This window comes from Kitasatospora sp. NPDC127060, assembly GCF_042724935.1.
Lineage (GTDB): Bacteria > Actinomycetota > Actinomycetes > Streptomycetales > Streptomycetaceae > Kitasatospora.
Genome location: NZ_JBHXEG010000005.1, coordinates 17,898 through 39,506, shown reverse-complemented (window position 1 = coordinate 39,506; position 21,609 = coordinate 17,898). Strand labels below are relative to the sequence as shown.

Annotated in this window: 19 protein-coding genes; 2 read left to right on the top strand and 17 right to left on the bottom strand. The window is 72.4% G+C overall.

Annotated features, from left to right (window positions below):
- Positions 1-168 precede the first annotated feature (168 nt).
- The 16 genes from ACFWIS_RS04870 to hisI all read right to left on the bottom strand — a co-directional run bounded on the left by ACFWIS_RS04870 (position 169) and on the right by hisI (position 18,344).
- The gene (locus ACFWIS_RS04870; RefSeq protein WP_380451868.1) at positions 169-1,629 is read right to left on the bottom strand and encodes a glutamate synthase subunit beta; all 1,461 of its coding nucleotides are present in this window, start codon (positions 1,627-1,629) and stop codon (positions 169-171) included.
- Positions 1,622-6,235, bottom strand: coding sequence for a glutamate synthase large subunit (gene gltB, locus ACFWIS_RS04865; RefSeq protein ID WP_380451891.1), 4,614 nt, complete (start codon positions 6,233-6,235; stop codon positions 1,622-1,624). The genes ACFWIS_RS04870 and gltB overlap by 8 nt, the downstream gene beginning before the upstream one ends.
- Positions 6,236-6,679: 444 nt before the next feature.
- On the bottom strand, positions 6,680-7,402 hold the full coding sequence (locus tag ACFWIS_RS04860; RefSeq protein WP_380451893.1) for a VIT1/CCC1 transporter family protein: 723 nt from the start codon (positions 7,400-7,402) through the stop codon (positions 6,680-6,682).
- A 162-nt stretch (positions 7,403-7,564) separates the two neighbouring features.
- Entirely contained in the window at positions 7,565-8,569 is a 1,005-nt protein-coding gene (gene lgt / locus ACFWIS_RS04855) for a prolipoprotein diacylglyceryl transferase (RefSeq protein WP_380451870.1), read from the bottom strand.
- A 119-nt stretch (positions 8,570-8,688) separates the two neighbouring features.
- Entirely contained in the window at positions 8,689-9,552 is an 864-nt protein-coding gene (locus ACFWIS_RS04850; protein ID WP_380451872.1) for a DsbA family protein, read from the bottom strand.
- Between the two features lie 58 nt (positions 9,553-9,610).
- A complete protein-coding gene (locus tag ACFWIS_RS04845; RefSeq protein WP_380451874.1) occupies positions 9,611-10,120 on the bottom strand; it encodes a MauE/DoxX family redox-associated membrane protein in 510 nt (169 codons plus the stop codon).
- 869 nt (positions 10,121-10,989) lie between these two features.
- A complete protein-coding gene (trpA, locus tag ACFWIS_RS04840; RefSeq protein ID WP_380461674.1) occupies positions 10,990-11,799 on the bottom strand; it encodes a tryptophan synthase subunit alpha in 810 nt (269 codons plus the stop codon).
- Between the two features lie 2 nt (positions 11,800-11,801).
- On the bottom strand, positions 11,802-13,052 hold the full coding sequence (trpB, locus tag ACFWIS_RS04835) for a tryptophan synthase subunit beta (protein WP_380461675.1): 1,251 nt from the start codon (positions 13,050-13,052) through the stop codon (positions 11,802-11,804).
- 88 nt (positions 13,053-13,140) lie between these two features.
- Positions 13,141-13,290: a tryptophan biosynthesis modulator TrpM gene (gene trpM, locus ACFWIS_RS04830; protein ID WP_167395798.1), complete on the bottom strand. Its 150-nt coding sequence runs from the start codon at positions 13,288-13,290 to the stop codon at positions 13,141-13,143.
- Between the two features lie 10 nt (positions 13,291-13,300).
- Complete coding sequence (gene trpC, locus ACFWIS_RS04825) at positions 13,301-14,107, bottom strand: indole-3-glycerol phosphate synthase TrpC (protein WP_380461676.1); 807 nt, start codon at positions 14,105-14,107, stop codon at positions 13,301-13,303.
- Positions 14,108-14,319: 212 nt separating this feature from the next.
- Positions 14,320-14,760: a DUF2752 domain-containing protein gene (locus ACFWIS_RS04820; RefSeq protein ID WP_380461677.1), complete on the bottom strand. Its 441-nt coding sequence runs from the start codon at positions 14,758-14,760 to the stop codon at positions 14,320-14,322.
- An 86-nt stretch (positions 14,761-14,846) separates the two neighbouring features.
- Positions 14,847-15,122 carry an HGxxPAAW family protein gene (locus ACFWIS_RS04815; protein WP_380461678.1) on the bottom strand — a complete coding sequence of 92 codons (276 nt, stop codon included), beginning with the start codon at positions 15,120-15,122 and terminating at the stop codon, positions 14,847-14,849.
- A 151-nt stretch (positions 15,123-15,273) separates the two neighbouring features.
- A complete protein-coding gene (locus ACFWIS_RS04810) occupies positions 15,274-15,879 on the bottom strand; it encodes a TIGR02234 family membrane protein (RefSeq protein WP_380461679.1) in 606 nt (201 codons plus the stop codon).
- A 26-nt stretch (positions 15,880-15,905) separates the two neighbouring features.
- Positions 15,906-16,367, bottom strand: coding sequence for a Uma2 family endonuclease (locus tag ACFWIS_RS04805; protein WP_380461680.1), 462 nt, complete (start codon positions 16,365-16,367; stop codon positions 15,906-15,908).
- Between the two features lie 20 nt (positions 16,368-16,387).
- A complete protein-coding gene (locus tag ACFWIS_RS04800; protein ID WP_380461681.1) occupies positions 16,388-17,908 on the bottom strand; it encodes an anthranilate synthase component I in 1,521 nt (506 codons plus the stop codon).
- Positions 17,909-17,969: 61 nt separating this feature from the next.
- Positions 17,970-18,344: a phosphoribosyl-AMP cyclohydrolase gene (gene hisI, locus ACFWIS_RS04795; protein WP_380461682.1), complete on the bottom strand. Its 375-nt coding sequence runs from the start codon at positions 18,342-18,344 to the stop codon at positions 17,970-17,972.
- Positions 18,345-18,466: 122 nt separating this feature from the next.
- Here hisI and ACFWIS_RS04790 point away from each other — a divergent pair, with 122 nt between their 5' ends.
- Entirely contained in the window at positions 18,467-19,045 is a 579-nt protein-coding gene (locus tag ACFWIS_RS04790; RefSeq protein WP_380461683.1) for a hypothetical protein, read from the top strand.
- An 88-nt stretch (positions 19,046-19,133) separates the two neighbouring features.
- On the opposite strand, the gene aspS is transcribed toward ACFWIS_RS04790, so the two are convergent.
- Positions 19,134-20,444: an aspartate--tRNA(Asn) ligase gene (gene aspS, locus ACFWIS_RS04785; RefSeq protein WP_380461684.1), complete on the bottom strand. Its 1,311-nt coding sequence runs from the start codon at positions 20,442-20,444 to the stop codon at positions 19,134-19,136.
- A gap of 363 nt (positions 20,445-20,807) precedes the next feature.
- Between aspS and ACFWIS_RS04780 the strand changes: the two genes are divergently transcribed.
- A complete protein-coding gene (locus ACFWIS_RS04780; RefSeq protein WP_380461685.1) occupies positions 20,808-21,446 on the top strand; it encodes a TIGR03085 family metal-binding protein in 639 nt (212 codons plus the stop codon).
- Positions 21,447-21,609: the final 163 nt, after the last annotated feature.

Here is a 21,609-nt window from a genome sequence, read left to right as displayed (position 1 = left end):
CGAGACGCCGTCCGGAAACGCGACGGCGCCCGCCCTCCAACTGGTCGGGGAAGAGGGCAGGCGCCAGGAGACCGCGTTGGCCCGGCGACGCTGGCGGGGGCAGCGGGTTGAGCTCCCGGCGATGCGGCGCCGGGGGTTCGGGGGGGCCGGTCGGACCGTCAGGGCCCGTCAGACCACCAGGGGGCGGTCCGTGGGCCGGATCGGGGCGGGAAGCGGGGTCTTGCCGCCCAGGTACGTGTCCACCGCGGCGGCGGCCGAACGGCCTTCCGCGATGGCCCAGACGATCAGCGACTGGCCTCGGCCGGCGTCTCCGCAGACGTACACGCCATCGACATTGGTGGCGAACCGGCCGTCGCGGGCAATGTTACCGCGCGCGTCGAGGTCCACTCCCAGCTGCTCGACCAGCCCGTTCCGCACGTCCGTCCCGGTGAAGCCCATGGCCAGGGTGACCAGCTGGGCCGGGAGGGCGCGCTCGGTGCCCGGGACGGGCTCGAACCGGCCGTCCTTGAACTCGACCTCGACCAGGTGCAGTTCCTGGACGTTGCCGTCCTCGTCGCCGGTGAAGTGGGTGGTGTTCACGGAGTAGATCCGCTCGCCGCCCTCCTCGTGCGCGGAGGTGACCTTGTAGGTCATCGGCATGGTGGGCCAGGGCTGGTGCCCGGGCCGCTCCTCGCCGGGGCGAGGCATGATCTCCAGCTGGGTGACGGAGAGGGCGCCCTGGCGGTGGGCGGTGCCGACGCAGTCCGCGCCGGTGTCGCCGCCGCCGATGACGACCACGTGCTTGCCCTTGGCGCTGACCGGGGAGTCGACGAGGTCGCCCTCCTGCACCTTGTTGGCCAGCGGCAGGTACTCCATGGCCTGGTGGACGCCCTTGAGCTCGCGCCCGGGCACCGGCAGGTCGCGGGCCGTGGTGGCGCCGGCGGCGACCACGACGGCGTCGAAGCGCTCGCGCAGCTGCTGGCCGGTGATGTCCTCGCCGACGTGCACGCCGGTGCGGAACCGGGTGCCCTCGGCCCGCATCTGCTCGATGCGGCGGTTGATGTGGCGCTTCTCCATCTTGAACTCGGGGATGCCGTAGCGCAGCAGTCCGCCGATGCGGTCGGCGCGCTCGTACACCACCACGGTGTGCCCGGCCCGGGTGAGCTGCTGGGCGACGGCCAGGCCGGCCGGGCCGGAGCCGACCACGGCGACGGTCTTGCCGGAGAGCCGCTCCGGGACCTGCGGGGTGACCCCGCCGCGGTCCCAGGCCTTGTCGATGATGGTGACCTCGACGTTCTTGATGGTCACCGCGTCCTGGTTGATCCCCAGGACGCACGCGGACTCGCACGGGGCCGGGCACAGCCGGCCGGTGAACTCCGGGAAGTTGTTGGTCGCGTGCAGCCGCTCGATCGCGCCGGTGAAGTCGTCCCGGTAGGCGAGGTCGTTCCACTCGGGGATGAGGTTCCCGAGCGGGCAGCCGTTGTGGCAGAACGGGATGCCGCAGTCCATGCAGCGGCCGGCCTGCTTGGTGATGATCGGCAGGAGGCTGCGCTCGACGTAGACCTCGTTCCAGTCCCTGATCCGGACGTCGACCGGGCGGCGCTCCGCCAGCTGCTTGGGCGTGGTCAGGAAGCCCTTGGGGTCAGCCATTAGCCGCCTCCATCATCTTGCGAGTGGTCTCGGCCTCGGAGAGGCCATCGCGCTCAGCGGCGTCCTTGGCGGCGAGCACTGCCTTGTAGTCGGTCGGCATGATCTTGGAGAAGCGGGAGACCCCGCCGCCCCAGTCGGCCAGGAGCTCGGCGGCCACCGTGGAGCCGGTCTCCTCGTAGTGCTGCTGCACGGTCTCGCGCAGCCAGTCGCGGTCCGCGGCGGTGGGGGCCTCGATGCCCACCAGGCCGTCGTTGACGTTCGCGGGGCGCAGGTCCAGGACGTACGCGATGCCGCCGGACATGCCGGCCGCGAGGTTGCGTCCGGTCTCGCCGAGGATGACGACCCGGCCGCCGGTCATGTACTCCAGGCCGTGGTCGCCGACGCCCTCGACGACGAGGGTGGCGCCGGAGTTGCGGACGGCGAAGCGCTCACCGGCCTTGCCGCGCAGGTGGATCCGGCCGGAGGTGGCGCCGTAGCCGATGGTGTTGCCGGCGATCACGTGGTTCTGGGCGTCGTTGCCGATGGCCGCCGCCTCGCGGGCCGGGCGGACGACGATCACGCCGCCGGAAAGCCCCTTGCCCACGTAGTCGTTGGCGTCGCCCTCCAGGCGCAGGGTGACCCCCTTGGGCACGAAGGCCCCGAAGGACTGCCCGGCCGAGCCGGTGAAGGTGACGTCGATGGTCCCCTCCGGCAGGCCCTCGCCGCGGTACCGCTTGGTCACCTCGTGGCCGAGCATGGTGCCGACCGTACGGTTGACGTTGCGGATCGGCAGCTGGATCCGGACGGTCTCGCCGCGCTCCAGGGCGTCCTCGGCCAGCGTGATCAGCTGGTTGTCGAGGGCCTTGTCCAGCGCGTGGTCCTGGTCGGTGGTGCGGTGCCGGGCGGCGCCCTCGGGCAGCTCCGGCACGTGGAACAGCGGGGCCAGGTCGAGCCCGGCGGCCTTCCAGTGGTCGATCGCGGTCTGGGCGTTGATGTGCTCGGCGCGGCCGACGGCCTCCTCGATCGAGCGGAAGCCCAGCGAGGCCAGGATCTCCCGGACCTCCTCGGCGATGAACTCGAAGAAGTTGACCACGAATTCGGGCTTGCCGGAGAAGCGCTCGCGCAGCACCGGGTTCTGGGTGGCGACGCCGACCGGGCAGGTGTCCAGGTGGCAGACCCGCATCATGATGCAGCCGGAGACCACCAGCGGGGCCGTCGCGAAGCCGAACTCCTCGGCGCCGAGCAGCGCGGCGATGACCACGTCGCGGCCGGTCTTCAGCTGGCCGTCGGTCTGGACCACGATCCGGTCCCGCAGCCCGTTGAGCAGCAGGGTCTGCTGGGTCTCGGCGAGCCCCAACTCCCAGGGCCCACCGGCGTGCTTGAGCGAGGTCAGCGGCGAGGCACCGGTACCGCCGTCGTGCCCGGAGACCAGCACCACGTCGGCGTGCGCCTTGGAGACACCCGCCGCGACCGTGCCCACGCCCACCTCGGACACCAGCTTCACGTGGATGCGGGCGGCCGGGTTGGCGTTCTTGAGGTCGTGGATCAGCTGGGCGAGGTCCTCGATCGAGTAGATGTCGTGGTGCGGCGGCGGAGAGATCAGGCCGACGCCCGGGGTGGAGTGCCGGGTCCGGGCGACCCACGGGTAGACCTTGTGGCCGGGCAGCTGGCCGCCCTCGCCGGGCTTGGCGCCCTGGGCCATCTTGATCTGGATGTCGTCGGCGTTGACCAGGTACTCGGAGGTCACGCCGAACCGGCCGGAGGCGACCTGCTTGATCGCCGAGCGGCGCTCGGGGTCGTACAGGCGCTCCGGGTCCTCGCCGCCCTCACCGGTGTTGGACTTGCCGCCGAGGCGGTTCATCGCGATGGCGAGGGTCTCGTGCGCCTCCATCGAGATGGAGCCGTACGACATGGCACCCGTCGAGAAGCGCTTGACGATCTCGGAGACCGGCTCGACCTCCTCCACCGGGATCGGCTCCCGGCCGAGGCCGTCCAGCTGGAACAGGCCGCGCAGCGTCATCAGCCGCTCGGACTGCTCGTTCACCCGGTCCGTGTACTGCTTGAAGATGTCGTACCGGCGGTTGCGGGTGGAGTGCTGGAGCCGGAAGACCGTGTCCGGGTCGAACAGGTGGGGCTCGCCCTCGCGGCGCCACTGGTACTCGCCGCCGATGTCCAGCGCGCGGTGCGCGGCCGGGATGCCGGAGGCCGGGTACGCCTTGGCGTGCCGGGCGGCGGTTTCGCGGGCGATCTCCTCCAGCCCGATCCCGCCGAGCTTGGTGGTGGTGCCGGCGAAGTAGCCGTCGACCAGGTCCTGCGAGAGGCCGATGGCCTCGAAGACCTGGGCGCCGCGGTAGGAGGCGACGGTGGAGATGCCCATCTTGGACATCACCTTGAGCACGCCCTTGCCGAGCGCCTTGATCAGGTTCTTGATCGCCTTCTCGGGCTCGACGCCCTGGATGAAGACATTCTGGGCGACCAGGTCCTCCACCGACTCCATCGCCAGGTACGGGTTGACCGCCCCGGCGCCGTAGCCGATCAGCAGCGCGACGTGGTGAACCTCGCGCACGTCGCCGGCCTCGACCAGCAGCGACACCTGGGTGCGCTGCTTGGTGCGGATCAGGTGGTGGTGGATGGCCGAGGTGAGCAGCAGCGAGGGGATCGGCGCGTGCTCGGCGTCGGAGTGCCGGTCGGACAGCACGATGATCCGCGCGCCGTCGGCGATCGCGGCGTCCGCCTCGGCGGCGATCTCGGCGAGCCGCGCGGCCAGCCCCTCGCCGCCGCTCGCGACCTTGTACAGGCCGGACAGCGTGACGGCCTTCAGCCCGGGCTGGTCGCCGTCGGCGTTGACGTGGACCAGCTTGGCCAGTTCGTCGTTGTCGATCACCGGGAAGGTGATCCCGACCGAGCGGCATGAGGCGGACTCGGCGACCAGCAGGTTGCCCTCGGGGCCGAGGTTGGACAGCAGCGAGGTGACGAGCTCCTCGCGGATGGCGTCCAGCGGCGGGTTGGTGACCTGCGCGAAGAGCTGCACGAAGTAGTCGAAGAGCAGCCGCGGCTTCTCGCTCAGCGCCGCGATCGGCGAGTCGGTGCCCATCGAGCCGAGCGCCTCGCCGCCGGTCCTGGCCATCGGCGCCAGGATGACGCGCAGCTCCTCCTCGGTGTAGCCGAAGGTCTGCTGGCGGCGGGTGACGGAGGCGTGGGTGTGGGCGATGTGCTCGCGCTCGGGCAGCTTGGCGAGCTGGATCTGCCCGGCGGCGACCCACTCCCCGTAGGGGTGCTCGGCGGCGAGGGCGGACTTGATCTCCTCGTCCTCGACGATCCGGCCCTGGACGGTGTCCACCAGGAACATCCGGCCGGGCTGGAGACGGCCCTTCCGGACGACCTTCTCCTGGTCGATGTCGAGCACGCCGACCTCGGAGGAGAGGACGACCAGGCCGTCCTCGGTGATCCAGTAGCGGGCCGGGCGCAGGCCGTTGCGGTCGAGCACGGCCCCGATCTGGGTGCCGTCGGTGAAGGTGACGCAGGCCGGGCCGTCCCAGGGCTCCATCAGGTTGGAGTGGTACTGGTAGAACGCCCGCCGGGCCGGGTCCATGGTGGCGTGGTTCTCCCAGGCCTCCGGGATCATCATCAGCACCGAGTGCGGCAGCGAGCGGCCGCCGAGGTGGAGCAGCTCCAGGACCTCGTCGAAGGAGGCCGAGTCGGAGTGGTCCGGCGTGCAGATCGGGAAGATCCGGCTGAGGTCGCCGGGGATCAGGTCGGTCGCCAGCTGCGACTCCCGGGCCCGCATCCAGTTCCGGTTGCCCTTGACGGTGTTGATCTCACCGTTGTGCGCGACGAAGCGGTACGGGTGGGCGAGCGGCCAGCTCGGGAAGGTGTTGGTGGAGAACCGCGAGTGCACCAGGCCGACGGCGGACGTGTAGCTGCGGTCCGACAGGTCGGGGAAGAACGGCTCCAGCTGCCCGGTGGTCAGCATGCCCTTGTAGACGATGGTGCGGGCGGACAGCGACGGGAAGTAGACGCCGGCCTCGCGCTCGGCCCGCTTGCGGACCACGAAGGCGACCCGGTCCAGCTCGATCCCGGCCAGCCCTTCCCGGCTCAGGCTCTGTCCGACAGGCGCTGATGCGAGAAACACCTGCCGGAACCGCGGCATCACGCTGCGGGCGGTGGAGCCCAGCAGGTCCGGGGTGACGGGCACGTCGCGCCAGCCCAGGACGGTCAGGTCCTCCTCCGCCGCGATCGCCTCGATCCGGGCGACGGCGGCGGCAGCGTCGGCGTCCTCGTCCGGCAGGAAGGCGATGCCCACCGCGTAGGCCCCGGCGGCCGGGAGCTCGAAGTCGACCTTGCCGCGCAGGAAGGCGTCCGGGACCTGGGTGAGGATGCCCGCGCCGTCACCGGAGTCCGGCTCGGCGCCGGTGGCGCCGCGGTGCTCCAGGTTGCGCAGGACGGTCAGCGCCTGCTCGACGATCGTGTGGTCGGCGATGCCGGTCAGCGTGGCGACGAAACCGACGCCACAGGCGTCGTGCTCGTTTCGCGGGTCGTACAGGCCCTGAGCAGCAGGTCGCGCATCCGGCACGAGCGCGTACGGCTGGCGGGCGGCGCCGGCCTGAGGCTCGTTGGCGGAGTGCATGGATGCAGACAGCATCGGCTCTCCCGTCGTCGTCTTTCGGCAAGTTGGTGCAAGTAGGGACGACGTTGGCCCTGATGCGATGGTGCGGTTTCGTGCAAGTTACATGATGCCCAGGATCCCGAGAAGCGGAATATCCCGTCCACATGGCGGACGGACACGCAGGTCAGGGGGTTGGGAGAGAGGGCGTGCCACAGTGCACGCTCAGACGATTGTGCCCAACGACCCTCGGCCTGAAACAGAGGCGAAACCGGATCGCCACACAAGCCGATCATGGACGCCTGGGATTCCATCCCGAGAACCCCGCCATCGGATGCGAATCCGCGGCTCCGAGGCCCGGATGATGAGACGATGCCGGGCAACCCGCGACGTCCATGTGTGAAACGTCACGCATTGCCCGGCATAGTCATGCAGCGCCATCGGCCCGGAACAAGGGCGTGTCCGGCCCTAGCCCACGTGCCCGCCGATCAGCCATCCCAGCAGGTACGTCACCCCGGCCGCGGCCCCGCCCAGCACCAGCTGCCGCAGCCCGCTGAACCACCAGCTGCGCTCCGTCACCCGGGCCACCACCGCGCCGCAGCCGAACAGCCCGACCGCCGCCAGCAGCAGCGCGGGCAGCAGCGAGGTCGCCCCCAGCAGGTACGGCAGCAGCGGCAGCAGCGCGCCGAGCGCGAAGCACAGGAAGGACGAGCCGGCCGCGACCAGCGGCGAGGGCAGGTCCGTGGGGTCGATCCCCAGCTCCTCCCGGGCGTGGATCTCCAGGGCCAGCTCCGGATCGCGGGACAGCTGCCGGGCCACCTCGTGGGCCAGTTCCGGCTCCACCCCGCGCGAGACGTACAGCTGCGCCAGCTCGGCCAGCTCGCCCTGCGGGTTGCGGCTCAGCTCCAGCCGCTCGGCCTCGATCTCGGCCTGCACCAGCTCCCGCTGCGAGGCCACCGAGGTGTACTCCCCCGCCGCCATCGAACAGGCCCCGGCCGCCAGGCCCGCCAGCCCGGTCAGGATCACGGTGCCGTTGGACGCCGCGCCGCCGACCACCCCGGTCATCAGCGCGAAGTTGGACACCAGGCCGTCCACCGCGCCGAACACCGCGGGCCGCAGCCAGCCGCCGTTGACGTCCCGGTGGTGGTCGGCCGCGGGTATCCGCGGGTGCTGGGCGGGCTCGGCTTCCAGGGTGCTCGCAGTCACGGTCGTTCCCCTCCGTCTTTCGTTCGTCGCCCTGACCGTAGCCGCCTTGACCTGGGCATTTCCAGCAAAGTAAGGCTTCCCGAACGATGCTGAGGCTGCCCTTCGCAGCTCTCGCGAAGGGCAGCCTCAGTCAGCGAACGTGCCTGCTCAGATCGGGTTCTTGGCGTCCTTGCCGGTGTTCTCCGCCACCGCGGCCGACTCCGGCGCCGCGTCGCCGTCCACGATCCGGGACGCCTTCTCGCCGTCCACCGTCTCGCTCGGCTTCTCGGCCCCGGCCTTCTCCCCGTCCGCGGCCCAGTCCGCGCCCCCGACCACCCCGACGTACGTCTCCGGGTCGATGCTCGCCGGGTCCTCGCGGCCCGGCCGCTTCTTCCCCACGACCACCAGGTACACCACGGCACCGATGAACACCACGATCGACGTCCAGTCGTTCAGCCGCAGGCCGAAGTAGACGTGCGCCTCGTCGATCCGCAGCCACTCGGTCCAGAACCGGCCCACCGTGTACGCGGCCACGTACAGCGCGAAGGCCCGGCCGTGCCCCAGCTTCCAGCGCCGGTCCGCCCAGATCACCAGCAGCGCGACACCGACGTCCCAGATCGACTCGTACAGGAAGGTCGGGTGGAAGACCCCGCTCACGACCTGGCCGTCGGGCATCGTCTTGTGGATCTCCAGGCCCCACGGCAGCGTGGTGGCCCGCCCGTACAGCTCCTGGTTGAAGTAGTTGCCCCAGCGGCCCATCGCCTGCGCGAGCACGATGCCCGGCGCGATGGCGTCCGCGTACGCGGGCAGCGGCACGCCCCGGCGGCGGCAGCCGATCCAGGCGCCGACCGCGCCCAGCGCGACCGCGCCCCAGATCCCGAGGCCGCCCTCCCAGATCTTGAAGGCGTTCCAGGGGTTCTTCCCCTCGCCGAAGTACAGCTGGTGGTCGGTGACCACGTGGTAGAGCCGGCCGCCGACCAGGCCGAAGGGCACGGCCCAGACGGCGATGTCACCGACGGTGTGCTTGGCACCGCCCCGGGCGACCCAGCGCTTGCTGCCGAGCCAGACGGCCGCGACGACCCCGAGGATGATGCAGAAGGCGTAGGCGCGCAGCGGGATCGGTCCGAGGTACAGGACGCCCCGCGACGGGCTGGGAATGTAGGCGATATCCATGGCGGTTCCGACGCTACAGGGTCCGACGTCCCCATCGGGCACCCCCGGGGTCACAGAAACCGAACAAGAACGCCGCCGTCCCCTCCCGACCGGGAGGGGACGGCGGCGTTGGACCCGTCTCAGCCGGCAGTCGGCGAAGGGTTGTTGGCCTCCGAAGCGGCGGCGGTGGGCGCCGGGCTCTGCCCGTTCGAACCCGCCGTACCCAACTGCTTGCCCTGGTTGGCGGCGTCCACCCACTTCACCAGGTTCGCCGGGGTGATCTCCTCGTCGCCGTTCTTCGGGTAGATCGGCTTGCCGTTGAGCAGCACCGTCGGCGTCGACTTGTAGCTGGACTTGTCGAAGTCCTGCTGCACCGCGGACACCCACCCGCCGTACTTGTTGTCGTTGACGCACGCCTGGAACTCCGGCGTGTCCAGCCCGTTCACCTGCTTCGCCAGGTTCAGCAGCACGGCCTTGTTGCCGAAGGCGTCGTTCGTCTCGTCCGGCTGGTTCCGGTACAGCACGTCGTGGAAGTCCCGGAAGTGCCCGGCGTCCTGGGCGCAGGCCAGGGCGTTGGCCCCGTTCTTCGACCCCTTGCCCGGCACCGCCCGGTCGATGAACGACACCACATGGGCGTTCGTGTAGATCTTCCCGGCGTCCTCCAGCTGATCGACGGTCGACGAGAACTCCCGCTCGAAGATCCCGCAGGCCGGGCACCGCGGGTCCTCGTACACCGTGAGCACCGACGGCGCGTTGCTCGCACCGACCGGCACCACCAGGTTCTTGTCACCGATCGTCCCGGCCGGGGCGGCGGTCGGGGTCTCCGGCTTGGAGCGCTGGTTCTGCACCACCACGCCGGTGACCACGGCGGCGGCGATCACCGCGAGCACGGCCCCGCCGGCGATCAGCTTCTTCCTGCGCCGGGAGGTCGCCTCCTCGGACGCCCGCTGCTCCAGCATCCGCTCACGGGCGGTGCGCTTGCCTTCTCGGTTCTTCTCGCTCATTGCCTTGACATCCACGGTCGGGGGGCCTTCGTCAGGTGCGGGAAAGGGGATGTGGCGGTCAGCTCGCCAGCCAGCCGTCCGCCGAGAGCCGGGTGCGCGGCCGCCACAGCAGCCACCCGGCCAGCAACAGGAACCCGGTGTCGCGCAGGATCTCCTGCAGGTACTCGGTCTGCGAGGCGTCGACGTGCCCGCCACCGCCGAAGCAGCCGCAGTCGATCGAGATGCCCCGCGCCCAGGCCGAGCCGATCCCGGCGATGAAGGTGAGCAACAGCAGCGCCGACACCCCGGCGACCAGCCGGACACCGAGACCGATCACCAACAGCAGGGCGAGCGCCAGCTCCAGGAACGGCAGCCCGTAGCCGATCGGCTTGACCAGGCCCTCGGGCAGGATCTCGTACGCCCGGACCGCCTGCGCGGCCTCCGCCGGATCGGCGATCTTCGCCAGCCCGGCCCACCCCCAGACCACCGCCAGACCGAGCCGCGCGGCAGTACCGACCCATTCGCTCCAGACCGGCACCCGCCGCGGCGCGGGCGCGGCGCCAGCGGACTGCACTGCCGGCCCGGCCATCAGGGAACCCCCCTCGGGAAACTCATTCACTTCCTGACGAACCGTAGGGGATGACCCCCGGTTCCTCCGGATTCACGAATTAAGCCGGACGAGTGACGTTCCGTCCGATTCCCTCGAACACCCCTCCGTCACCGGCACCCCGGCACCCGGCCCGGATCGAACACCTCCGGCCGCCCCTCCCGCGGCCCCCGGGTCGCCCGCTCCGCCGCATCCCACCGCGCCGCCTCCGCACAGGCCACCGCATCCCGCTCCGCCCGCTCGGCCCCCCGCTTGGCCAACGCCTGCCCCACCTCCGTATGCGCCCCGACCGCCGCCCCCAGGGCCAGCGCAGCCGCCGCCGCCCGCAGCAGCACGGCCCGATGCAGACCAGCCACCGGCTCACCCCTTCGCTAGCTCGGCAACCCCCGTACACGTGGTTCGTGCACTCGTCCCTCCACTCAACGCCGGTCAACCCCGCCTGATGCGTGTCGCCGCCGCTGTTCACCCGTTCGGGGCCGCCCCCACGCTGACGCCCCCACTCACCCCCCGCACCCCACCCACCCCTACACCCCACCTGCACCCCTCCCCACCCCCTCCCACCCGACCAGGCGAGAGGGACGCGCTGCGGAAGGGGGCGGTGGAGGGGGTGGGTGCGGAGAGGGGCGTGACGGGTGATTTTCAGACCGCCAACGGCGCCCGGCCCCCCACCACGAGGGTCGGCGGTCCGAAAATCACCCAGCCCCCGGAGCGCCCACCCCCGGAACCGCCCCCGCCACCACCCACCCTCCCGAAAGCCCCCCCAACAACAGCCCCCCGCAGCGCCCCCCCCAACAACCCAACGGCCCGCCACCCCCCGAGGGGCAACGGGCCGTCAGCCATCCACCTAGACGTCAGCGCCTACGAACCCCAGCCGCCAACTCCCCCGCCAGCCCTCGCACCGCATCCAACGCAGCCCCCTCGTCATCCCCCTCGGAGAGGATCCGCTTCACGAAGGCCGACCCCACGATCACCCCGTCCGCGAACCGGGCGACCTCCGCCGCCTGCTCCGCATCGGAGACCCCGAGCCCGACACACACCGGCAGGTCCGTCGTGGCCCGGGTCCGAGCCACCAGGTCCTCGGCCAGCGACCCGACCGCCGACCGGGTCCCGGTCACCCCCATCACCGCGGCCGCGTACACGAACCCGCTCCCCGCCGCCGTGACCTCCGCCAGCCGCGCGTCCTTGCTGCTCGGCGCGACCACGAACACGGTGTCCAGCCCGTGCGCGTCCGCCGCCTTGCGCCACTCCGCGGACTCCTCCACCGGCAGGTCCGGCAGGATGCACCCCGCCCCGCCCGCCGCCGCCAGGTCGGCCGCGAAGCGGGCCACCCCGTACCGGTCGACCGGGTTCCAGTAGGTCATCACCAGCACCGCCGTCCCGGGGTTGGCGGCGGCGACCTCCTGGACGGTCCGCAGCACGTCCTTGATCCGCACCCCGCCCCGCAGCGCGATGTCGTCCGCGGTCTGGATCACGGCCCCGTCGAGGACCGGGTCGGAGTGCGGCAGCCCGATCTCGACGACGTCGCACCCGCCCTCGATCAGCGCGTTGACCGCCCGGATCCCGCCGTCCACCGAGGGGAACCCGGCCGGCAGGTAGCCGATCAACGCCGCCCGCCCCTCGGCCTTGGCACCCGCCAGCACGGCACTCAGCTTCGAAGCCATGATCACTTACCCCCCTCGGCCGCGCCGCCGGCCGGCGAATCGTAGAGCCCGAAGTACTGGGCCGCGGTGTGCATGTCCTTGTCGCCGCGCCCGGAGAGCGAGACCAGGATGGTCGCCTCCGGCCCGAGCTCGCGGCCCAGCTCCAGCGCCCCGGCGAGCGCGTGGGCGCTCTCGATCGCCGGGATGATCCCCTCGGTGCGCGACAGCAGCCGCAGCGCCTGCATGGCCGCGTCGTCGGTCACCGGCCGGTACTCGGCCCGCCCGCTGTCCTTCAGCCAGGCGTGCTCCGGCCCGACCCCCGGGTAGTCCAGCCCCGCCGAGATCGAGTGCGACTCGATGGTCTGCCCGTCCTCGTCCTGGAGGACGTACGTCCGGGACCCGTGCAGCACCCCGGGGTCCCCCTTGGTCAGCGTGGCCGCGTGCCGGGGGGTCTCGACCCCCTCCCCCGCCGCCTCGCAGCCGATCAGCCGCACACCGGCGTCCGGGATGAACTCGTGGAAGATGCCCATCGCGTTGGAACCGCCGCCCACGCACGCCACGACGGCGTCCGGCAGCCGCCCGGTCCGGTCGAGCACCTGCTGGCGGGCTTCGACGCCGATCACCCGGTGGAAGTCCCGGACCATCATCGGGAAGGGGTGCGGCCCGGCGACCGTCCCGAACAGGTAGTGGGTGGAGTCGACGTTGGCGACCCAGTCGCGGAAGGCCTCGTTGATCGCGTCCTTGAGCGTCCGCGACCCGGACTTGACCGCGATGACCTCGGCCCCGAGCATCCGCATCCGGGCGACGTTGAGCGCCTGGCGCTCGGTGTCGACCTCGCCCATGTAGATGGTGCAGTCGAAGCCGAACAGGGCGCAGGCGGTGGCGGTGGCCACTCCGTGCTGCCCGGCGCCGGTCTCGGCGATGATCCGGGTCTTGCCCATCCGCCGGGTGAGCAGCGCCTGGCCCAGCACGTTGTTGATCTTGTGCGAGCCGGTGTGGTTGAGGTCCTCGCGCTTGAGCAGGATCCGCGCCCCGCCCGCCTCGGCGGAGAAGCGGTGCACGTCGGTCAGCGGGCTCGGGCGCCCGGTGTAGTCCTTGAGCAGCCCGTCGAGCTCGGCGGTGAAGGCCGGGTCGGCCTTGGCCTTCTCGTACTCCTCGGCGACCTGTTCGACCGCGGCGACCAGCGCCTCGGGGATGAAGCGGCCGCCGTACGCGCCGAAGTAGCCGCGCGCGTCCGGCACCTGGGCGCCGGGCAGGTAGTCCTTCTCGGACATGGTGGTTTCCCTTGGACGGAGATGGATGACAGTGACGTCCGATCGGCCGGATCCCGGATCCAGCCGCTCTGGTCGGCTGGATTCGGATTCAGCCGTGGGTCACGCGCCATCGCCGCCCCGGGACCTGCCCGGGCTCGCAGCCGATCACGTACCGCACCCGACGCCCCAGCACCCGGCGTGCGGGCGCGCGGCAGCCGCGCGGGCGGCAGCCGGGGGCGAGTCGGGTGGCGATCTTCATCGGGGCGGTGTCAGTCCTTGTGCCGGAGGGCGGGGTGGGCCCCGGCCGCGACCAGGTCGGCGACGGCGGCCCGCGGGTCCTTGCCGGTCACCAGCGACTCGCCGACCAGCACCGCGTCGGCGCCCAGGTTGGCGTAGTTGATCACATCGAGCGGGCCGCGCACACCGGATTCGGCGATCTTGACGATGCTGTCCGGGATGGCGTGGGCGACGTTCCCGAAGGTGTTGCGGTCCACTTCGAGGGTCTTCAGGTTGCGGGCGTTGACGCCGATGATCCGCGCCCCGGCGTCCACCGCGCGCTTGATCTCCTCCTCGTCGTGCACCTCGACCAGCGGGGTGAGGCCGATCGACTCGGCGCGCTCGATCAGCGACACCAGGGCCGGCTGGTCGAGGGCGGCGACGATCAGCAGCGCGAGGTCGGCGCCGTGGGCGCGGGCCTCCCACAGCTGGTAGGCGGTGACGATGAAGTCCTTGCGCAGCAGCGGGGTGTCCACCTCGGCGCGGACGGCGTCCAGGTCGGCGAGCGATCCGCCGAAGCGGCGCTGCTCGGTCAGCACGCTGATCGCGGCGGCACCGCCGGCCGCGTAGTCGCGGGCCAGGGCCGCCGGGTCGGCGATCGAGGCCAGCGCGCCCTTGGACGGGCTGGAGCGCTTCACCTCACAGATCACCCGGACCCCGTCGCCCTTGAGGGCGGCGACGCCGTCCTTGGCCTCCGGGGCCTTGGCCGCGAGCGCCTTGAGTTCGTCAAGGGAGACCCGGGCCTGCCGCTCGGCGAGGTCCTCACGGACCCCTTCGATGATCGAGTCGAGCACACTCACTCAGGAGCCCCCATCAGTCCTGCTGGTTCGCCAGCGCGAGCCGAGCGGGCGGGGGCCCGTCGGCCCTTCGATGGTATCGGCACCCGGGTGGGCCCGGCGCATCCGCCCGGTCCGCGTCTCGCGGAACGGGACGCCGTACGACGGCTCTCAACTGCGGTTTCACCGGCTCTCCACCGGCGGGGCGGCCCGAACTCCGCACCGACCGGGGCCGCTCAGACCAGCGGCGGCGCCAGCCCGGCCCCCACCGGCAGGTTGCGCACCACCGCGAACACCAGCACCAGCAGGGCGATCAGCGCCCAGCGGCGGCCCCCCACCGACACCCGGACCGGCGGCCCGCCGGTCAGCGCGGCCCAGGCCCAGCGCAGCCACAGCAGCGCCAGGACGCCGAGCAGCAGGACGGCCACCGCGTTGTCGTGCAGCGCGCCGGTCAGGTCCCCGTGGGCCAGCGCGTGGACGCAGCGCAGGCCCCCGCAGCCGGGGCACCACCAACCGGTGGCGGTCAGGAAGGGGCAGTCGGGGTAGTGCCCGGGGGCGTTCGGGTCCACCACCGCGACGTACCCGGCGGGGGCGACCACCGCCGCCAGCGCGGCCAGCGGCGGGCCCATCCGGCGCTGCACGGGCGGTGGGGCGGAGGCGGTGGGGGCGGCGTTCACGCCCCGATTGTGCCGGTGCCGGGCCCGGACAGCACGAAACGGCGGGCGTGGCGCGCCCGCCGTTCGGTTGTACGAATCCGCGCCGGTCAGGCGGCGACGGCCTCGCGGGCCTCGATGGCCGCCTTGCGCGCCGCGGACTGCTCGGCGGCCGACTTGTAGACGTTGGTGCTCGCCTGCTTGCCCATGCCGGCCATCGACATGGCCTTGCCGACGATGCCACCCACCAGGACGACCGCCAGGCCGGCCCAGACCAGCAGCGGGGACGGCAGGATCATCGCGACGCCCGCGATGCCGAAGCCGACGAAGGAGATGACGACACCGGTCCAGGCGGCGGGGTTGTGGCCGTGTGCTGCTGCTGACATCGATGGTGCTCCTAGGCTCTCGGGGCCCGGCCGGGCCTGCGGGGCCGCCGGCGGGTTGACGGTTCCCATTGTGCCGGGCCACACACGGACGCCCCAAAGCGGGTGGCGGGTCTATCGCGTCACACCCGCCGGTCGGCACCCCCCGAGGCCGTCAGACGGCCGTCGGGTCCTCGCCCCGGTCCAGGGCCTTCCACAGGTCACCGGGGGTGTCGGCGGTCGCCGGGGCCTTGCGGGTCGGCGCCTCGTAGCGGCTGCCCATGGCCGGCCAGCCACGGCCGTAGCGCAGGGTGACCAGCCCGGCGACGGCGAGCAGCAGCCCGCCGGCCAGGGCGACCCAGGGCCAGGCGGTGTGTGAGACCTCGGTGGCGGTCGAGCCGGCCAGCGCCAGCTTGCCGGAGGCGGCGGAGTCCAGGGCGGCGGTGTCGGAGGCCCCGGCCACCGAGGCGGCGGCCGCGCCCAGCCCGGCCAGCAGGGTCAGCGCGCCGACCGCGAGCCGGCCGGTGCCGCGCACCGCGAACACCGCGACGGCCGCGGCCAGGCCCACCAGGGCCAGCCCGCCGGGCAGTTCGGAGATCTTGCCGCCGGTGACGGACACGTCCAGGGTGCCGGCCCGGCCCTCGGCCCAGACCCGTCCGACCGCGGTCAGCACCAGCACCGCGCCCAGCACGGTCAGCAGCAGCATCACGCCGAGGGTGCGGCGGCCTGCCTTGGGCGTCGCGGGAGCGTCAGGGGCGGGGGTCTGGTCTGCAGCGGTCACCGGTCCACTATCCCCCGGGCCACGCCCTACGCCGTACCCGGGGTGGGGAACCCGTCCGTCCGCAGCACCACCGTGCGCCCGCCCAGCGGCAGGAACAGGTCGTTGCCGAAGGGCACCCGCTCGGCCTCCCGGTAGACCCCGCCGGGGGACGGCGCGGTGTGCACGGTGCAGGCGCCGGCCGCCGGGTCGACCACCACGTACAGCGGCACGCCGCTCTCCGCGCAGGCCCGCGCCCAGGCGTGGTCGCGGCCCGGGTGCGACACCTCCAGCACCGCCTCGACGTCGGCGGCGGCGTACCGGCCCCGGGGGCGGTGGACGGCGCCCGGGGCGAGCACCGCGAGGTCCGGGGCGAGCGGCCCGTGCGCGGCCGGGAAGTCGATCATGACCTGGGACAACACCCGCCCCCGGCGCCCGAGTTCGTCCCTGAGCTGCACGGCGGCGGCGAACACGACCCCCCAGCGCAGCTCGTCGTACGGCACCTCGGGCATCCCGGCCGCCTCCTCACGCCTCAGGACAGTTCCGGCCTCCGCAGCGTATTGGCGGTGGCGACGGCCCGCAGCACGGCGGCCGCCTTGTTGCGGCACTCGGTGTCCTCGCCGTGCGGGTCGGAGTCGGCGACCACGCCGGCGCCCGCCTGCACGTACGCGGTGCCGTCCCGCAGCACCGCGGTGCGGATCGCGATCGCGGTGTCCGAGGCCCCGGCGAAGTCCAGGTAGCCGACGCAACCGCCGTACAGGCCGCGCCGGGTGGGCTCCAGCTCCTCGATGATCCGCATCGCCCGCGGCTTGGGCGCGCCGGACAGAGTGCCCGCCGGGAAGCAGGCGGTCAGCACGTCGAAGGCGCTCCGCCCGGGGGCCACCCTGCCGGTCACCGTCGAGACGATGTGCATCACGTGGCTGTAGCGCTCGATCTGCATGAAGTCGACCACCTCGACGCTGCCCGGCTCGCAGACCCGCCCGAGGTCGTTGCGGCCCAGGTCGACCAGCATCAGGTGCTCGGCCCGCTCCTTGGGGTCGGCGAGCAGCTCGGCGGCCAGCGCCGCGTCCTCGTGCGGTGTGGCGCCGCGGTGCCGGGTGCCGGCGATCGGGTGCAGCATCGCCTCGCCGTCGGTGACCTTGACCAGTGCCTCCGGGCTGGAGCCGACCACGTCGAAGCCGCCCTCGGCGCCGCCGTCCGGGCCGGGGAAGCGGAACAGGTACATGTACGGGCTGGGGTTGGTGGTGCGCAGCACCCGGTAGACGTCCAGCGCGGAGGCCGGGCAGGGCGCCTCGAAGCGCTGCGAGGGCACCACCTGGAAGGCCTCGCCGGCCCGGATCCGCTCCTTGATCTCCTCCACCGCGGCCCGGTACGGCGCCCCGCCGAACGGCGAGTGCACCTCGCCGGGTCCGACCGGGGTGAACGTCGCCAGGCCCGGGTCGACCGGCTTGAGCAGGCCGGCCTCCATCGCGTCCAGCCGGGCCACCGCGTCCGCGTACGCCTCGTCCACGCCGCTGGCCAGGTCGTTGTGGTTGACGGCGTTGGCGATCAGCAGCACCGTGCCGTCGGAGTGGTCGAGCACGGCGAGGTCCGTGGCCAGCAGCATGGTCAGCTCGGGCAGCCCGAGGTCGTCCGGGTTGAGGTCGGGCAGCTTCTCCAGCCGGCGGACGATGTCGTAGCCCAGGTAGCCGACCAGGCCGCCGGTCAGCGGCGGCAGGCCGTCGTCGGCGTGCCGCGGGGTGTGCAGCGCCTCCAGGGCGGCGCGCAGCACCTCCAGCGGGTCGCCGCCGGTCGGGATGCCCACCGGCGGGGTGCCCAGCCAGCGGGCCTGGCCGTCCGGGCCGGCGGTCAGCGCGGCGGCGCTGCGCACGCCCACGAAGGAGTAGCGCGACCAGCTGCCCTGCTCGGCGGACTCCAGCAGGAAGGTGCCGGGCCGCTCCTCGGCGAGGCTGCGGTACAGGCCGATCGGGGTGAGGCCGTCCGCGAGGAGCCTGCGGGTGACGGGGATGACCCGGGTGTCGACGGCGAGCTTGCGGAAGGCTTCGAGGTCCATGCGGGGCGGCACCTTCTGGGGTGGTGGACGGGGTGTCAGGAGGTGGGGTCAGGAAGTGGGGTCAGGAGGTCTGGAGCAGCACGTCGGCGTCGAAACAGGTCCGGTCGCCGGTGTGGCAGGCCGCACCGGTCTGGTCGACCTTCACCAGCAGGGTGTCGCCGTCGCAGTCGAGTGCCACCGACTTGACCGCCTGCGCGTGGCCGGAGGTGTCGCCCTTCACCCAGTACTCGTTGCGGCTGCGGCTCCAGTAGGTGCAGCGGCCGGTGGTGAGCGTGCGGTGCAGCGCCTCGTCGTCCATCCAGCCCAGCATGAGCACCTCACCGGTGTCGTACTGCTGCGCGATGGCCGGGAGCAGGCCGTCCTCGGTGCGCTTGAGACGGGCGGCGATCGCCGCGTCGAGGGAGGTGGTACCGGGGGCGGCGGGTGTGGTGGACATGGGGCCATTGTGTCAGCCCGTCCGGGGGGCGAACGGCCCGCGGGCCGTTCGCAGGCGTCCCGTTCGGGCCCACTTCCGCCAACCGCCTGCCGGGCACGGCCCCGGTGGGCCATCCTCGGGCCATGACCTCCGAGCAGCAGCCGCCCGACGCCGCCGCCACCCGTCCGCCCCGGAGCCTGGTGATCACCGTCGCCGCCGTCCTGGCCGTACTGCTCGCGGTGGTGGCCACCGTGCTGCTCTGGCCGGAGGACGACCGGGAGCCCGCCGCGGCCCCACCCCCGCCCACTCCCAGCGCCACCCCCACCCCGAGCCCGACCCCCACGCCCACTCCCAGCAAGCCGCAACCCCCGTACGCCTTCTTCCCGGTCGGCACCTGCTTCGACCACCCCCAGCTCAGCCCCGTCATCACCAAGGCCGAACAGCGCCCCTGCACCGGCGACCACGACGGCGAGGTCATCGCCGACCTCAAACTCCCCGACAACCTCACCGGCGAGATCCCCATCGCCCTCGCCATGCGCGACGGCTGCAAGGACGCCGAAACCACCGCCAAGTCCCACCAACCCGCCGGCAGGACCTACTACCCCCGCCAGTTCGGCCCCGCCATGGCCAACTACCAGCAGGGCTGGCGGGACTACACCTGCACCCTCACCGCCAGCAACAAACAGGGCGGCCCCAAACTCACCGGCCAGCTCCACCCCTGACCCACCCACCGGCCCCCGCTGCACGGGAAGTCGAGCGACCCGACTTCCCGTGCAGCGACGAGGTGCCGTGGAACGACGCCCAACCGCCCTACGGGGTGAGCCGGTTGGGGCCGCGGAAGAGGAAGGTGGCCTCGCGGATCGAGGGCAGCCCGAGCAGGACCATCAGGATCCGGCCGAGGCCCATGCCGAGGCCGCCGTGCGGGGGGCAGCCGTAGCGGAAGGTGTTGAGGTAGTCCCGCATCGGCTCCGGGCTCATGCCCTTCTCGGCGGCCTGCTCCAGCAGTACGTCGTAGCGGTGTTCGCGCTGGGCGCCGGTGGTGACCTCCAGGCCGTTCCAGAGCAGGTCGAAGCTCAGGGTGACGCTCGGGTCGTCGGCGGGCCGCATGTGGTAGAAGGGCCGGATGCCGACCGGGTAGTGGGTGATGAAGGCGAACTCGTGCCCGGTGACCTTCTTGAGGTGGGCGGAGATGGCCCGTTCGCCCTCCGGGTCGAGGTCGTCCTTGACTCCCTCCGGGTCCCAGCCGCCCTCGCGCAGGATCCGTTGCGCCTCGGCCATGGTGATGCGGGGGAAGGGCGTGGTGGGGACGGTGACCTCGACGCCGAAGTGTTCGGCGATCGCCTCGCCGTGGGTGTCGGCGACCTTGGCGATGGCGTGGGCGAGCATCCGCTCCTCGAAGGCCATCACGTCCTCGACGCCGTCGATCCAGGCCAACTCCACGTCGACGCCGGTGAATTCGGTGGCGTGCCGGGAGGTGAAGGACGGTTCGGCACGGAACACGGGGCCGATCTCGAAGACCTTGTCGACGCCGGCCGCGATCGCCATCTGCTTGTAGAACTGGGGTGATTGCGCCAGGTAGGCGCTGCGGCCGAAGTAGCCGACCTCGAAGACCTCGGCGCCGGACTCCGAGGCGGTGCCCATGAGTTTGGGGGTGTGCATCTCGGTGGCGCCCTGCCCGTGGGCGTACTCGCGCATGCCCTGTTCCAGGGTGGTCTGCACGGCGAACACCAGTTGGGCGGCGGGGCGGCGGCGCACGTCCAGGAAGCGCCAGTCGAGGCGCTGTTCCAGGCCGGTGTGCTCGTCGATCGGCAGCGGCGTGGCGGCCGGGTTGAGGACCTCGACGGCCTCGGGGACGATCTCCAGACCGCCGAGTTTGACCTGGGCCGCGTCCACGACGCGCCCGGTGATCCGTACGGCGGACTCGGGGGTGAGGGCTTCGAGGCGGGCCTCCAACGGCCCGCCGTCCCGCTTGTGGGTCACCTGCACCAGGCCGGTGGCGTCCCGGACGAGGACGAACTGCATGGTGCGCTGCAGGCGGAGGGTGTTCACCCACCCGCAGACGGAGACGGTACGACCGACGTGTTCTCGCAGCTCGGAGACACGGACGCGGCTGTGGATCATTGAGGTCCTCCGGAGGACATCGTCATGATCCCTTGGGAGTGCGGGCGAGAAGGGTGACTCGCGGTACCACCGCACTTTCGCCGCCACACAGTGGCGGCCTCGTTCGGGCCCGATGACGGGGGCCGGCCGGCGGGGCATTGGACCACCGGACGGGGGTCGTTCCTCCCCGCGCTCAGGAGGGTCTTCACCTCGGGGCGCGAGGCCGCCTTCCCAGCTTCCGGCGGCTCTCTCTGCTCACGTGATCCCTGGCTACTCGTCTCCGTCGACGCGTTGCCCAGCAGGATACGGAGCCCGTGACGGCCGCGCAATCGGGAATCCCCACGGGCGAGGGCAACCATTCGACCGCACCCCTAGGCTGGCGGCATGTCGAATCACGCGCTCGCCGAACGCCACCGCCTCGCCCAGCTGCTCACCGACGCCGGGCCGGACGCGCCCACGCTGTGCGCCGGGTGGAGCACCCGGGACCTGGCCGCCCACCTGGTGATCCGGGAGCGCCGGGCCGACGCTGCGGCGGGGATCCGGGTCGGCGCCCTGGCCGGCCACACCCAGCGGGTGCAGGACGGCTACGCCCAGCGGCCGTACGAGGAGCTGGTGCGACTGTTCCGGGCCGGGCCGCCGGTGTTGTCGCTGTTCGCGCTGCCCGGCGCGGACGAGGTGGCGAACACCGTGGAGTACTTCGTGCACGCCGAGGACGTCGCCCGGGCCGGCGAGGACTGGACGGCCCGGCCGGTGCCACCCGGCCGGGCCGAGGCGCTGTGGCGGCGGCTGCCGATGATCGCCCGCTTCGAGGCGGGCCGCCGCTCCCCCGTACGCCTCGACCTGAACCGCCCGGACGGGCAGTCGCTGACGGTCGGCCCGGCCGGCGCCCCGACGGTCCGGATCACCGGCGAACCGGGTGAGCTGGTCCTGTTCGTCTACGGCCGCGGCGCCCGCACCGACCTCACCGTGGACGGCGACCCGGACGCCGTCGAGGCCCTGCGCCACGTCCTGCCGCTGCCTTAGGACAGAACAGGAGGGCACTGGACGGGTACGCCGACGTGCGCGCGCCACTGTCGCACCGGTACGGCGGCGGGGGGCGCCCGGACCCGAAGACCCGAAAACACGCCCCCCCAGGGCAAACAAAACCAACCCAGCGAGGGCAACCCCCCAAAGTACATCACACCGC

Excerpts from the sequence above, each read along its gene's own strand:
- ACFWIS_RS04870 (WP_380451868.1), bottom strand. The coding sequence starts at position 1,629 with ATGGCTGACCCCAAGGGCTTCCTGACCACGCCCAAGCAGCTGGCGGAG.
- gltB (WP_380451891.1), bottom strand. The coding sequence starts at position 6,235 with ATGCACTCCGCCAACGAGCCTCAGGCCGGCGCCGCCCGCCAGCCGTAC.
- lgt (WP_380451870.1), bottom strand. The coding sequence starts at position 8,569 with ATGGATATCGCCTACATTCCCAGCCCGTCGCGGGGCGTCCTGTACCTC.
- ACFWIS_RS04850 (WP_380451872.1), bottom strand. The coding sequence starts at position 9,552 with ATGAGCGAGAAGAACCGAGAAGGCAAGCGCACCGCCCGTGAGCGGATG.
- ACFWIS_RS04845 (WP_380451874.1), bottom strand. The coding sequence starts at position 10,120 with ATGGCCGGGCCGGCAGTGCAGTCCGCTGGCGCCGCGCCCGCGCCGCGG.
- trpA (WP_380461674.1), bottom strand. The coding sequence starts at position 11,799 with ATGGCTTCGAAGCTGAGTGCCGTGCTGGCGGGTGCCAAGGCCGAGGGG.
- trpB (WP_380461675.1), bottom strand. The coding sequence starts at position 13,052 with ATGTCCGAGAAGGACTACCTGCCCGGCGCCCAGGTGCCGGACGCGCGC.
- trpM (WP_167395798.1), bottom strand. The coding sequence starts at position 13,290 with ATGAAGATCGCCACCCGACTCGCCCCCGGCTGCCGCCCGCGCGGCTGC.
- ACFWIS_RS04815 (WP_380461678.1), bottom strand. The coding sequence starts at position 15,122 with ATGTCAGCAGCAGCACACGGCCACAACCCCGCCGCCTGGACCGGTGTC.
- ACFWIS_RS04805 (WP_380461680.1), bottom strand. The coding sequence starts at position 16,367 with ATGCCCGAGGTGCCGTACGACGAGCTGCGCTGGGGGGTCGTGTTCGCC.
- ACFWIS_RS04800 (WP_380461681.1), bottom strand. The coding sequence starts at position 17,908 with ATGGACCTCGAAGCCTTCCGCAAGCTCGCCGTCGACACCCGGGTCATC.
- hisI (WP_380461682.1), bottom strand. The coding sequence starts at position 18,344 with ATGTCCACCACACCCGCCGCCCCCGGTACCACCTCCCTCGACGCGGCG.
- ACFWIS_RS04790 (WP_380461683.1), top strand. The coding sequence starts at position 18,467 with ATGACCTCCGAGCAGCAGCCGCCCGACGCCGCCGCCACCCGTCCGCCC.
- aspS (WP_380461684.1), bottom strand. The coding sequence starts at position 20,444 with ATGATCCACAGCCGCGTCCGTGTCTCCGAGCTGCGAGAACACGTCGGT.
- ACFWIS_RS04780 (WP_380461685.1), top strand. The coding sequence starts at position 20,808 with ATGTCGAATCACGCGCTCGCCGAACGCCACCGCCTCGCCCAGCTGCTC.